Raw genomic sequence first — 12,851 nt, forward strand, 5'->3', positions numbered from 1 at the left:
GAGGGTTGTTGGACCAGATCTGCCGCCAGATCTCGCGCGGGAACGCGGTGAACGCCGACAGGCAGGCCGAACCGTCCCCGAGACTCCGGCACCCTCGCCGTGACGCTCGGCCTGCGCGCCGCGCTGCGCCGAGGTCCCCTCAGCACCACGCACCGCACGACGAGCGGCACCCGTGCCTGGACCTGCTGGCTGATCGCGTACGCCCTGCTCGGTGACGGACTGCTGAGCGTCGGCATCGAAGGCGGCCCCGACGGCCCCTGGCCCCCGGCCACCGCACCCGTGCTGGCCCTCGCCCTGGCGTGCGTCCCCGCGGCCTGGTGCGCCCGCCTCTTCACCGCGGGCGCCCGCCGCAAACTGACCGCGAGCCGAGGCCTGGAGGAGTTCGCCGTCTCCGTACGGCCCCTGCTCCTGGGGGTGTTCGCCCTGTTCCTCTGCGCTCTGGGCGGGCTGCTCGCACTGTGCCGGGAGGCGCCGAGCGAGCCCGGCGCCTACAACGGGCCCAGCGCGTACGCCGGAGCAGGCGCCCTCGGCGCGCTGCTGCTGCTCGCGCGCCTGCTCACGACGCGCGGCTTCACCCACGCCCCGGCCGTCGTCCTCGGCGCCGCGGGCGCGGCCGAAGTAACCGCCCTCACCACGGTCTTCGCGTCCCGCCTGCCCGGCTGCTCGTTCGTCGCCACCCCCGTCGAGACCATCGCCGGCGCCTGGGGTCCGGGCGCCGTTCCGGCCCTGGTGTGCGGCGCGGCCGCGCTCGTCCTCCTGATCCACGCGACCCGCACCCTGACCCGGGCCTCGGCCCACGCCACACCGGGCGGGACGCCATGAGCCGCGACCCGGCGCCCGAGGGTCCAGCCCTCGTGCCGGGCGCACCCTCCCGCGGGGCCGACACCGCGGGCGCTCCGTCCGACCCACGGCACCACCCCGAAGGAGAACGCCAGATGATCACCTCCCGAACCGGAGAATCCGCCCCGGGAGCCGCCCGATGAGAGTCCTGCTGATCGGAGCCAACGGATACCTCGGCCGTTTCGTCGCCGACAGACTGCTCGCCGATCCGGCCGTGCAGCTCACCGCGCTCGGCCGGGGCGACGACGCCGACGTACGGTTCGACCTCGCCTCGGGCAGCCCCGGCGCCCTCACCCGCTTCCTGGACGCGGTGCACCCCGGGGTCGTCATCAACTGCGCGGGCGCCACCCGCGGCGGAGCCCGTGAACTGACCCGGCACAACACCGTGGCCGTCGCCACCGTCTGCGAGGCCCTGCGCCGCAGCGGTTGCGGCGCGCGACTGGTGCAGATCGGCTGCGGCGCCGAGTACGGGCCCAGCCAGCCCGGCTCCTCCACGGCCGAGGACGCCGTACCGCGCCCCGGCGGCCCGTACGGCGTCAGCAAGCTCGCCGCCACCGAACTGGTCCTCGGCTCCGGACTCGACGCAGTCGTCCTGCGCGTCTTCTCGCCCGCGGGCCCCGGCACCCCCGCCGGATCCCCGCTCGGCCGCCTCGCCGAGGCCCTGCGCCGCGCCATGCAGTCCGGCGACGGCGAACTCAAACTCGGCGGACTCGGCGTCCAGCGCGACTTCATCGATGTCCGCGATGTCGCCCGCGCCGTGCACGCCGCCTCGCTCTCCGCCGCGCAGGGCGTCATCAACATCGGCTCGGGCCGCGCCGTCCGTCTGCGCGACGCCGCCGCCGTCCTCGCCCGTGTGGCCGGCTACGGGGGCACGCTGCACGAACTCGACGGCCCGCCCGGACCCATGAGGGCGTCCATCGGCCACCCCCGCACCGAAGCGGATCACGGGGCGCCGGTCGCGTACCCCTACCCGGACGGCTGCGGCAGCTGGCAGCAGGCCGATGTGCGCACCGCGCGCGACCGGCTCGGCTGGCGGCCCCGGATCAACCTCGAGGAATCCCTCGCCGATATCTGGATGGAGGCGGCATGTCGTATCTGACCAGCGCCGCGACGGGCATAGCGAGCACGGACTTAAGGGTCGGCCTCGGCGTCCCCGGCTATGCGCACCCCCTCGTCGCTCCGGCCGAGTGGGGCGAACTCACCCGCCCCGGCACCCCCGTGCACTGGGCCGTCCTGAACGTGGCCAACGGTCCCGGCACCCGCCCCGACCCGCACTGCCTGGAGGCCGCCGGCCGACTCCGCAACGCGGGCGTGCGCGTCCTGGGACACCTGGACGTGACGTACGGCGCACGCGCCTTCGCCGAGGTGATCTCCGACGCACACCGGTATCTCGACTGGTACCGGGTCGGCGGGTTCCTCCTGCACCGCTGCCCCACCGAGCGCGCCGCGCTCCCCGAGGTCCGCCGGGCCGCCACCACGCTGCGCACGCTCCTCGATGACGCGCACCTCGTCCTCGGCCACGGCACCCACCCCTACCCCGGCTATGCCGAAAGCGCCGACCAGCTGGTGACCTTCTCCGGCACCTGGAGCGACTACCGCTGGTCGCAGGTGGCCGAGTGGACCGCCGACTATCCGCCCGAGCGCTTCTGCCACTTCGTGCACGGGATACCGCGCGGCCATCTCGACGAGGCGCTGCGCATCGCCCGCTGGCAGGGCGCCGCCACGATCTACTTCACCGACCGCACGGATCACGGTGGACGGGCCGACCCGTGGGAGACGATGCCCGGCTACTGGGACGAAATCGTCTCGCGGATCGGAACGGGTGTCTCGGAATGAAGAAGGGCGTGGCAGTGTTACGGGGAGAACAACCGTAGTGATTGACCGACCAACGGAGTCCCCGTGTCGCTGCCACCCCTGGTTGAGCCAGCTGCTGAGCTCACCGTAGACGAGGTCCGCAGGTACTCCCGCCACCTGATCATCCCCGACGTGGGCATGGACGGGCAGAAGCGGCTGAAGAACGCCAAGGTGCTGTGTGTGGGCGCCGGCGGCCTCGGATCGCCGGCGCTGATGTACCTGGCCGCCGCGGGCGTGGGCACGCTCGGCATCGTGGAGTTCGACGAGGTCGACGAGTCGAACCTGCAGCGCCAGATCATCCACAGTCAGGCGGACATCGGCCGCTCCAAGGCCGAGTCGGCCCGTGACTCCGTGCTGGGCATCAACCCGTACGTGAATGTGGTCCTTCACGAAGAGCGGCTCGAGGCCGAGAACGTGATGGACATCTTCAGCCAGTACGACCTGATCGTCGACGGCACGGACAACTTCGCGACCCGCTACCTGGTCAACGACGCGTGCGTCCTGCTCAACAAGCCGTACGTGTGGGGCTCCATCTACCGCTTCGACGGCCAGGCCTCCGTCTTCTGGTCCGAGCACGGTCCCTGCTACCGCTGCCTCTACCCGGAGCCCCCGCCGCCGGGCATGGTCCCCTCCTGCGCCGAGGGCGGCGTGCTGGGCGTGCTGTGCGCGTCCATCGGCTCCATCCAGGTCAACGAGGCGATCAAGCTGCTCGCGGGCATCGGTGAGCCGCTCGTCGGCCGCCTGATGATCTACGACGCCCTCGAGATGCAGTACCGCCAGGTCAAGGTCCGCAAGGACCCGGACTGCGCGGTCTGCGGCGAGAACCCCACCGTGACCGAGCTCATCGACTACGAGGCCTTCTGCGGTGTCGTGTCCGAGGAGGCCCAAGAGGCGGCGGCCGGTTCGACGATCACTCCCAAGCAGCTCAAGGAGTGGATCGACGACGGCGAGAACATCGAGATCATCGACGTCCGCGAGATCAACGAGTACGAGATCGTCTCGATCCCCGGCGCCAAGCTGATCCCGAAGAACGAATTCCTCATGGGCACCGCCCTGGAGACCCTTCCGCAGGACAAGAAGATCGTCCTGCACTGCAAGACGGGCGTCCGCAGCGCTGAGGTCCTCGCGGTGCTGAAGTCCGCGGGCTTCTCGGACGCGGTGCACGTCGGCGGCGGCGTGATCGGCTGGGTCAACCAGATCGAGCCGGAGAAGCCGGTCTACTAGGCGCCGGTGTACCAGGCGTACGGCTTTTCGGGAGGGGCTCGGCACCGCGCGTGCCGGGCCCCTTTCCGTTGGCCGGTCCCTCGCGGGCCGGGGGTTCGACGGCCGTGCGTCCGTGCGTCGGGTCTTCGCCGGCTGGGTGCTCGTCGGCCGGGCGGGCCCGCGTGCAGGCCCGCGCCCGTCCGCCGCACCCGCCACTACGACGCGCAGACCTTCCCGTCCTTCGGCACCGTCCCGTCCAGCAGATAGCTGTTCACCGTGGAGTCGACACACTCGCTCCCACTCCCGTAGGCGCCATGGCCCTCGCCCTTCCAGGTGAGCTCCACTCCGACGCCCTTGCCCAGCTCGTCGGCCATTCTGCGGGCGCCCTCGTACGGAGTCGCGGGGTCGCCGGTGTTGCCGACGATCAGAATGGGCGCGGCGCCCGGCGCGCTGACCTCCGGGTTGTCGTACTGGCCGGCGACCGGCCAGTCGTGGCACCAACCCGCGGTGTCCCAGCCCATGAAGTCCCCGAAGACGGGCGAGATCTTCTCGAACTCGGGCAGCAGCTTCTTCGTCTCCGCGGGAGTAGGCCGCTGCTTGTCGTCCAAGCACGATATGACCCGTTGGGAGTGGGTCGTCGTGCCGTAGTGCCCCGAGGAATCACGGTCGTTGTAGCCGTCGGCGAGGGCCAGCAGCCCCGAACCGTCACCGTCCTCGGCGCCCTTGAGCGCATTGGTCAGGCGGGGCCAGCCCTCCTTGCTGTACAGGGGCAGGACGATGCCGGTGAGCGCCAGCGTCTGGGTGAGCTTGCGGCCGTCGGCCGTCGGCAGGGGGTTCGCGTCGATGCGGTTCAGCAGGTCCACGATCTTCTGGGAGCCCTGCTTGGGGTCCTGGCCGGTGGACTTGAGGTAGTCGTCCAAGGCGCGCTGGAAGCCCAGGGTCTGGTTCTTGGCGTGGCCGACCGTGTCGGCGCTCGGGTCGACGACGGCGTCCAGCACCAGACGGCCCACGTTCTTGGGGAACAAGTGGGCGTACACGCCGCCGAGTTCGGTCCCGTAGGAAAAGCCCAGGTAGTGCATCGTCCCGTCGCCGAGGACCTGGCGCATCAGGTCCATGTCGCGGGCCGTGTCGGTCGTGGAGACGTGTGACAGCAGCTTTCCGGCGGCCTTCGCGCAGCCCTTGCCGAAGTCGGCGGCGTCCTTGAAGTACGCGGTTTCCTCGGCCGCGTCGTCCGGGGTGGCGTCCACGGACTCGGCTGCCTGGATCGCCTTGTCGCTGCGACAGCGCACGCCCTCGCTGGCGGCGACGCCGCGCGGATCCCAGCTCACCAGGTCGTAGCGCTCGTGGAGCGGGCCGACGGCACTCTCGTACGACGGCATCGTGTCGACGCCCGAGCCGCCGGGGCCGCCGAAGTTGAACAGGAGTGAGCCGATGCGCTTGCTCTGGCCGCCGGTCGACTTCGAGCGGATCAGCGCCAGGCCGATCGTCTCGCCGTCCGGCTTCGCGTAGTCCAGCGGGACCTTGAGTGTCGCGCACCGCCAGCCGCTGCCCGGCGCGGAGGAACCCTTGCAGTGGCCCCAGTCGAGCTTCTGTGAGGTGAGCGAGGCGGGCAGCCCCGAGGTGGTGCCGGAGGAAGGTGCCGCGGCCGACGGCCGGCCGCTGTTCTTCCCCTCCCCCTTCCCCTCCCCCTTGCCGTCCCCCGACGAGCCGCTGCCGCAGCCTGCCACCAGCAGCGCCGCGGCCGCCGCGGCCGTCCACCGTGCGAAACGCGTCATGAACTTCCCCCCTCGCCCGTGGCCCGCCGGATGCCGCGGATCACATGCAGGCAATGGTAGGCGCCCGCAGCCGACACCGCGGAGGCCTGTGGATAACCGTTTGACCTGCACTTTTCTTGGTGTGGATGGCGTTGGTTCTAGCTGCAGACGGTTCCCGCGGGCGGTACGGTCCCGTCCAGCAGATAGCCGTTCACCGCGTTGTGCACGCACTTGTTCCCGCTGTCGTACGCGCCGTGCCCCTGACCTTTGTAGGTCAACTCGACGCCGACTCCCTTGCCGAGCGCGTCCACCATCTTCTTCGCGCCCTGGTACGGCGTGGCCGGGTCGCCGGTGTTGCCGACCACGAGGATCGGCGCCGCACCGGTGGCGCTGACGTCCGGGTGGTCGGCGGCGCCCGGGACGGCCCAGTTGGTGCAGCTCAGCATGCCCCAGGCCAGAAAGTCGCCGAACAGCGGTGAGGCGGCCCGGAACGCCGGCAGCCCGGCTTGCACATCGGAGATCGTGTACCGCGGTTTTTCGTCGGCGCAGTTGATGGAGACGTTGGCCGCGTAGAGGTTGCTGTACTGGCCGTTCTGGTTGCGTCCGTTCATCGAGTCGGACAGCAGCATCAGTGTCTTGCCGTCACCGCTGTACGCCTGCTCCAGCCCCTCCGTCAGGTACTCCCAGAAGTCCTTGGAGTACAGCGCCTGCGCGATGCCGTTGGTGGCCTCGGTCTGGGTGAGCTGGCGTGGGAAGACGCCGGGGATGGGCTTGCTGTCCAGGTCCTTGAGGAGTTTGGCGATGCGGTCCTTGACGTCCTGCGGGGTGTCGCCGATCGGGCAGGGCTCGGTCTTCGAGGTGCAGTCGGTGGCGAAGTTGTCGAGCGCGAGCTGGAAGCCCCTGGCCTGCCCGAGCGCGCTCTGTTCCGGGTTCTGCGTCGGATCGACGACCGCGTCGAAGACGGCGCGCCCCACGTTCTTGGGGAACAAGTGGGCGTAGACGCCGCCGAGTTCGGTGCCGTACGAGATGCCGAAGTAGTGCAGCTTGGCGTCGCCGAGCACTTGGCGCATGAGGTCGATGTCGCGGGCCGCGTCGGTGGTGCGCACATGGGGGAGGGTCCGGCCGGAGTTCTTCTCGCAGGTCGCGTTGAACGTCTTCGTGTTGCTGAGGAGGTTCTTCTGCTCGGCGGCGTCGTCGGGGGTGGCGTCCTGCTGGAAGAACACGTCGAGCCGGCTGTCGTCCTCGCACTTCACGCCCGCGCTGCGGCCGACCCCACGCGGGTCGAAGCTCACCAGGTCGTAGCGGGTGCGCAGCTTCGCGTAGTCCTCGCCGAAGGCGGGCAGTGTGCTGACGCCGGAGCCGCCGGGGCCGCCGAAGTTGAAGATGAGGGAGCCGATGCGTTTGCTCTGGTCGCCGCTCGTCCGCGCCCGGATCAGCGCGATCCCGATGGTGTCGCCCTTGGGATCGGCCCAGTCGAGGGGTGCCTCCATGGTGGCGCACTGCCACTGTGTGCCGCCCGGCAGGGGAGAGGGGGCGTTGCCGCCGCCCTCGGACTCGGCGGGGGCCGGGCAGTCCTTCCAACTCAGCTTCTGGGCCGGCAGGTCCTCGCTCTTCGAGTTGTCGCTGCAGCCCGCCAGCACGGCGGACAGCACAGCGACGGAGAGGGCCAGCGCAGCGGCGCGCGGCGGAGACGGGTTCGGCATGCTCCCCATCCTGCGGTCGTGCGGGGCGGGGCGCTCGGGGCGCGGGCCGTGCGGGTGAGGGCGTGCGGGGGCCCGTGAGGGAGGGCCGGCGCGCGGCTCTAGAGGGCGCCCTTGCGGGTCAGGTGGTTGAAGAACAGCCAGCCCGGAAGCACCGGAAGCCACAGTGTCAGCAGCCGGTACAGCAGCACCGCGGGGGCGGCGACCTCCTTGGGGAGCCCCACGGCGATCAGACCTACCGTGAGGGTCGCCTCGACCGCGCCGACGCCGCCGGGGGTCGGCGCCGCGGAGCCGAGCGCGTTACCGGCGAGGAAGACGACGGCGACGCTGGCGAGGCTGAGCGTGGTGGGCTGCTGGTGGCCGAAGGCGCGGATCGACGCGTCCAGGCACATCACGAAGCAGGCGGTCAGCAGCAGCATGCCGCCGATGCCGGTGATCAGTTTCTGGGGCCGCTGGAGCACGTCGAGCATGCGCGGTACGACGCCCGCGAACAGCGACCTCACGCGCGTGCTGACGAATTTGCGCAGGAACGGCACCGACGTCACGACGAGCACCAGTACGGCGACCGTCAGCAGACCGGCGATGACCGTGCGGGAGGGCGACAGGGACGGCGTCTTCTCGGTGCCGGTCAGATAGCCGAAGGACAGCAGCATCAGGATGTGGCAGCCGAGCCCGAACAACTGGGACGCGCCGACACTCGCCACCGCGAGCCCCGGTCGGACCCCCGCACGCTGCAGGAAGCGCGTGTTGAGGGCGACACCGCCGACCGCGGCGGGCGCCACGATCTTCACGAACGAGCCGGCGACCTGCGCCGCGACGGCCCGCATGAACGGCACCCGCTCCGGTACGAAGCCGAGCAGCGCCATCGCCGCCGCGAAGTAGCTCAGCGCGGAGAACAGCACGGCCGCGGCGACCCAGCCCCACTGGGCATTGTCGAAGAGGGTCCCGAACTCGATGTGGGTGAGCTGGGTCAGCAGGAAGTACCCGCCGATGGCACCGGCGATGAAACTCATCAGCGTGCGCGGCCGCACCCGCTCCAGGCGGGCCGGTTCGACCGGCGCCTGCGGGCGGATCCGCAGCACCTGGTGGCGGATCTGGGTGAGGAGATCCTCCTCGCGTGCTTCGTCCAGTGCCTCGTCGATCGCCCGCTTCTCGGCCCGCTGTTCCGCGCGTACGGCCTTCTTGCCGGGCTTTTCCACCGCGGCCTCGGCGTGCTGGGTCTGTTCCGCGCGGGCGAGTTTGTTCTGCCGGGAGGCTTCCAGGACCGCGTCGCGTTCGCGATGTGCGCGCTCCCGGGCCAGCTTGCGCAGCGTCGCGCGCGTGGAGCGGGTCAGTGCGATGGGCTGCAGCAGCGGCAGGCAGTCGGCGATCGGGTCCGGGCCGAGCACACCGACGGCTGATGCCACCGTGCGCTCGGCGCCGACGCGCAGCCCCAGCGTGGTCAGCAACTGGGCGATGTCCATGCGCAGCAGCAGATCACCGGCCGCGATCTCGCCGCCGCGCAGATCGGTGAGGATCACCGTGCCGGAACGATCCACCAAAATCGCGTCACCCGCGAGCCTGCGGTGCGCGATGCGTCGCGACTGAAGTGCCTGCACCTGGTGCCAGGTGTCGCGCAGGAGATCGTCCGTGATGAGTTCGTCGGGCAGCGAGTCCAGGGTGCGCCCGCCGGTGTGCTCGTAGACGAGCATCACGGCGTCCGGACCGAGCTCGGAGGTCGCGATCAGCTTCGGGGCGTTCGCCCCTGCCGCGATGGCCGCGTACGCGAGGAGCGCCTCCTGCTCCAGGGCCTGGCGCAGCGACTGGAGACTGCGACGGGTGGCGAGGCCGCGCAACGTCAGGTTGCGCCACACGCGGTAGAAGAAGCCCTGGGCCTGCTGCTCACGGTCGACCACTGTGACGTCCAGCGGCGGGCCGTCCTCCAGGGTGACGAAGTAACGGCGACCGCGGTCGCCGTTCTCCGTGGTGTCGGGCATGTCCTCGCGGGCCGCGCTGACGGGGTGGAAGCCGACGTGCCGCAGGCCCGCCATGAGCGTCCGCCCGGTCGGACGCACATTCGGCGAGCCGACCGCGTACAGCGTCCCGTACGCGACGCTCCAGCCGATCAGCACCGTCAGGATGATCGAGAACGGCGTGGTGTAGCCGGTGACCAGCATGGAGAAGGCGTCGAGGAGCAGCACCACCCACAGCACCGCGCGCCAGCGCGGTCTGCGGGACATCCCGACGGCCGTCATGTACGCGATGACCGGCGCCAGATAGCCGTGCACCGGGTCGGTCAGGGCATGGATGTCACCCGGTGAGGGCTGGGTGAGCGCCTCTTGGATGGAGCTCGGGGCGCCCTTGGCGACCCACAGGTCCGTGGCGAGTGTCACTCCGTGCGCGAGGACCGCGGCCAGCACGCCGTCGGCGATGCGCAGCCCGTCCCGCTTGATCAGCCGCTCGATCGCGAAGGCGACCGGCACCAGGAGGATCGCGATGCTCGACGCCAGACCCGCGATCTTGATCAGCAGATCGGGTGCCTGGCCCGTGCCCTTGTTGATGTCCTGTTCGAGTCCCGAGGTGGTGCCGTGCGCGAACGCGGCGATGGCCAGCAGCACGGCGATGGCGAGGACGCCGACCATGAGCCGCATCAGATCGGACGGACGGTGCACGCGCGCGGGCAGCAGTGGTTCGTCGCCCTCGACCTCGTCGTTGTGGACCTCGTCGCCGCAGTCGTCCTTCGGATCGAGCCGCTTCTGGGCTCGTCCGTGGGTGTCAGGAACGGGTTCTTCGTCCACCGTCGTCGTGGGCTCGTCCGCCGCCTTGCCCAAGTCCTTCGGGTCGGTGTCGCCGGTGTCCGGACGCGACGAGGCCGCGGAGGTGCTCTCCGCGTCTTCGGGGTGCACGCCCTGCTGCCTCATCGTCTCTTCTTGATCTCGTATCACCAGTCACCGCCCGCACGATGGTGGCATGCCCCACCGACACACGGGGGCATCAGGGTGCAAATACGGGGGCGCACAGTCTGCCCGAAGTGCGCCTTCGTGGCGAGGGATACGCACAGTCACCGAATCGTGGCACTGTCGGTGGGATGGGGCAGGATGGGGCGGATGAGCGAGGAGAGCCTTCCGACGGATGTCCTGCCGGAGTATGCGGAGCGGGTCCTTGAGGTCGCCGACTCGATCCCGCCCGGGCACGTGATGACGTACGGGGACGTCGCCGAGTGGCTGGAGGAGGGCGGACCGCGCCAGGTGGGCCGGGTGATGGCCCTCTACGGAGGAGCGGTCCCGTGGTGGCGGGTCGTCCGCGCGGACGGCGCGCTGCTCCCGGGCCACGAACTCGAGGCGCTGGGCCACTACCGCGACGAGGGCACGCCCCTGAAGGAGGCGAGCAGGGCCTCCGAGGGGCATCTGCCGCGCATCGACATGAGACGAGCACGATGGGACGGCGGCGAACGCGCGCAGGGTCACACCTGACAGCTTCCGGCATCGGGCGGGGCGATGGGGAACCTGTGGCCCGTACGGGGGAAACGGGGCACGTCCGTGACATGCCGTACGTTCGAGAGCCGGGGGACGCACGTGGTGTGAGGGAAGAAGGGGAAGCCCTCCTTCCAAGGTGCTCACCGGCGTAGCGTCGACGGCACGCGTCCCCCTCACCCCGCGGCCACCACCCTGAACGCGCGGTGCTCTTCCCACCCGTCGCCCGACCACCACCCGTCAACGACGGCGCTCCGCGCCGGCAGTGATATCCCGCACAACCTCCAGGACCGGCGAACCACGTGAGCTCCTCTTCTTCCACCAGGCGCCTGTCGCACCCCCAGGTGCGGCAGGGGACCCGCGGCGCGTACCGACTGGTGCGTAGCGCGCCGGTCCGAGTGGGGCCCCCTCGTCTGGACGCAGAGCAGCGCGCGGTGGTTGACCATGACACGGGCCCACTGCTCGTGCTGGCCGGCCCCGGCACCGGCAAGACGACCACGCTCGTCGAGTCCGTCGCGGCCCGGATCGCGCGGGGCGGCGACCCGGAACGCATCCTGGTGCTGACGTTCAGCCGCAAGGCGGCCGTCGAGCTGCGCGACCGCATGGCGCTGCGCATAGGGGCCGCCCGCGCCCCCCGGGCGACCACCTTCCACTCGTTCTGCTACGCCCTGGTCCGCGCCCACCAGGACAGTGACCTGTTCGTGGACCCCCTGCGGCTGCTGTCCGGACCCGAACAGGACGTGGCGGTGCGCGAACTGCTCGCGGGCCAGCCCGACCTGGAGCGGCTCGGCCTCGCCCATGTCCGCTGGCCGGACGAGCTGCGCGCCTGCCTGACCACGCGCGGCTTCGCCGACGAGGTCCGCGCGGTACTGGCACGCAGCCGTGAACTGGGCCTGAGCCCCGACGCCCTGACCGCCTTCGCCCGGCGCATCGGCCGCCCCGACTGGGGAGCGGCCGCCGCCTTCCTCGCCGAGTACCTGGACGTTCTCGACCTCCAAGGAGTGCTCGACTACGCGGAACTCGTCCACCGAGCGGTGCTGCTCGCCGGGCGTCCGGGCGTCGCCGAACGTCTCGCCGGGCAGTACGACGCCGTCTACGTGGACGAGTACCAGGACACCGATCCCGCGCAGGTCCGGCTGCTGCACGCCCTCGCCGGCGGCGGCCGCAACCTGGTCGCCTTCGGTGACCCCGACCAGTCGATCTACGCCTTCCGGGGTGCGGACGTGAACGGCATCCTGGACTTCCCCGACGCCTTCCCGCGCGCGGACGGCCGTCCCGCGCCGGTCGAGGTGCTGCGCACCTCCCGCCGCTCCGGCGCCGCCCTGCTCACCGCCACCCGTCTGATCACCCAGCGCATGCCGCTGACCCGCCTTCCGGCGGAGAAGGTACGCGCCCACCGCGGGCTGTCACCGGTACGGGACGGCGGCGCCGTCGAGGTCTACATGTACCCGACGGCGGGCACGGAGCTGGACAACATCGCGGACATCCTGCGCCGCGCCCACCTGGAGGACGGCGTTCCCTGGGGCGACATGGCCGTCCTGGTGCGCGCCGGCTCCCGCACGATCCCGACGATCAGGCGGGCGCTCACCGTGGCGGGTGTGCCGCTCGACATCGACGGCGACGACCTGCCGCTGCGGCACGAACCGGCGGTGACGCCTCTGCTGACGGCACTGCGAGCGGTGGCACGCGCGGAGTCGGGTACGGCCGCGCCCTCCGGCGGTGACAGTGACGTACCCGAAGACGTCGTCGTAGCTGAGGATGCTGAGGATGCCGACGCATCTGAAGACGCCGACGTACCTGAAGACGCCGACGTACCTGAAGACGCCGACGCATCTGAAGACGCCGACGTACCTGAAGACGCCGACGTACCTGAAGACGCCGACGCGCAAGCCGCGCCCTGGCTCGACACCGAAACCGCGCTCACCCTGCTCGCCTCGCCCCTCGCGAGCATGGACGCGGCCGATCTGCGGCGCCTGGGGCGCGCGCTGCGCGAGGAGGAGCGCGCCGCGGGCAACCACGTACCGCCGCCCTCCGACGAACTGCTCACC

General features: G+C 71.0%; 9 protein-coding genes. 6 read left to right on the plus strand and 3 right to left on the minus strand.

From position 1 onward, the window contains the following. Positions 1 to 99 precede the first annotated feature (99 nt). The 4 genes from ABZ656_RS51310 to moeZ all read left to right on the plus strand — a co-directional run bounded on the left by ABZ656_RS51310 (position 100) and on the right by moeZ (position 3,918). Positions 100 to 822, plus strand: a complete 723-nt coding sequence (locus ABZ656_RS51310; RefSeq protein WP_360278699.1) for a hypothetical protein — start codon at positions 100 to 102, stop codon at positions 820 to 822. Between the two features lie 157 nt (positions 823 to 979). Next, positions 980 to 1,939 carry an NAD-dependent epimerase/dehydratase family protein gene (locus tag ABZ656_RS51315; protein WP_360278702.1) on the plus strand — a complete coding sequence of 320 codons (960 nt, stop codon included), beginning with the start codon at positions 980 to 982 and terminating at the stop codon, positions 1,937 to 1,939. Continuing rightward, a complete protein-coding gene (locus ABZ656_RS51320) occupies positions 1,927 to 2,676 on the plus strand; it encodes a spherulation-specific family 4 protein (protein ID WP_101400530.1) in 750 nt (249 codons plus the stop codon). Before ABZ656_RS51315 ends, ABZ656_RS51320 begins: the two co-directional genes overlap by 13 nt. A gap of 63 nt (positions 2,677 to 2,739) precedes the next feature. Further along, a complete protein-coding gene (moeZ, locus tag ABZ656_RS51325; protein WP_095852712.1) occupies positions 2,740 to 3,918 on the plus strand; it encodes an adenylyltransferase/sulfurtransferase MoeZ in 1,179 nt (392 codons plus the stop codon). A gap of 194 nt (positions 3,919 to 4,112) precedes the next feature. Here moeZ and ABZ656_RS51330 read toward each other — a convergent pair whose 3' ends face one another. The 3 genes from ABZ656_RS51330 to ABZ656_RS51340 form a co-directional block, all read right to left on the minus strand. Next, the gene (locus tag ABZ656_RS51330) at positions 4,113 to 5,672 is read right to left on the minus strand and encodes an alpha/beta hydrolase (protein ID WP_360278706.1); all 1,560 of its coding nucleotides are present in this window, start codon (positions 5,670 to 5,672) and stop codon (positions 4,113 to 4,115) included. A 137-nt stretch (positions 5,673 to 5,809) separates the two neighbouring features. Further along, the gene (locus tag ABZ656_RS51335) at positions 5,810 to 7,354 is read right to left on the minus strand and encodes an alpha/beta hydrolase (RefSeq protein WP_101400532.1); all 1,545 of its coding nucleotides are present in this window, start codon (positions 7,352 to 7,354) and stop codon (positions 5,810 to 5,812) included. 98 nt (positions 7,355 to 7,452) lie between these two features. Next, entirely contained in the window at positions 7,453 to 10,251 is a 2,799-nt protein-coding gene (locus tag ABZ656_RS51340; protein WP_360278709.1) for a lysylphosphatidylglycerol synthase domain-containing protein, read from the minus strand. A 186-nt stretch (positions 10,252 to 10,437) separates the two neighbouring features. Between ABZ656_RS51340 and ABZ656_RS51345 the strand changes: the two genes are divergently transcribed. Next, positions 10,438 to 10,803: an MGMT family protein gene (locus ABZ656_RS51345; protein ID WP_168495331.1), complete on the plus strand. Its 366-nt coding sequence runs from the start codon at positions 10,438 to 10,440 to the stop codon at positions 10,801 to 10,803. 302 nt (positions 10,804 to 11,105) lie between these two features. Next, on the plus strand, positions 11,106 to 12,851 hold a 1,746-nt coding region (locus tag ABZ656_RS51350; RefSeq protein WP_360278713.1), incomplete at its 3' end, for a UvrD-helicase domain-containing protein.

The sequence above is a fragment of the Streptomyces sp. NPDC007095 genome (assembly GCF_040634475.1).
Lineage (GTDB): Bacteria > Actinomycetota > Actinomycetes > Streptomycetales > Streptomycetaceae > Streptomyces.

What these genes read in the sequence shown, in the direction of transcription:
- ABZ656_RS51345 (WP_168495331.1), top strand. Translation starts at nt 10,438, where the DNA reads ATGAGCGAGGAGAGCCTTCCGACGGATGTCCTGCCGGAGTATGCGGAG.
- ABZ656_RS51315 (WP_360278702.1), top strand. Translation starts at nt 980, where the DNA reads ATGAGAGTCCTGCTGATCGGAGCCAACGGATACCTCGGCCGTTTCGTC.
- ABZ656_RS51320 (WP_101400530.1), top strand. Translation starts at nt 1,927, where the DNA reads ATGTCGTATCTGACCAGCGCCGCGACGGGCATAGCGAGCACGGACTTA.
- ABZ656_RS51335 (WP_101400532.1), bottom strand. Translation starts at nt 7,354, where the DNA reads ATGCCGAACCCGTCTCCGCCGCGCGCCGCTGCGCTGGCCCTCTCCGTC.
- ABZ656_RS51340 (WP_360278709.1), bottom strand. Translation starts at nt 10,251, where the DNA reads ATGAGGCAGCAGGGCGTGCACCCCGAAGACGCGGAGAGCACCTCCGCG.
- ABZ656_RS51330 (WP_360278706.1), bottom strand. Translation starts at nt 5,672, where the DNA reads ATGACGCGTTTCGCACGGTGGACGGCCGCGGCGGCCGCGGCGCTGCTG.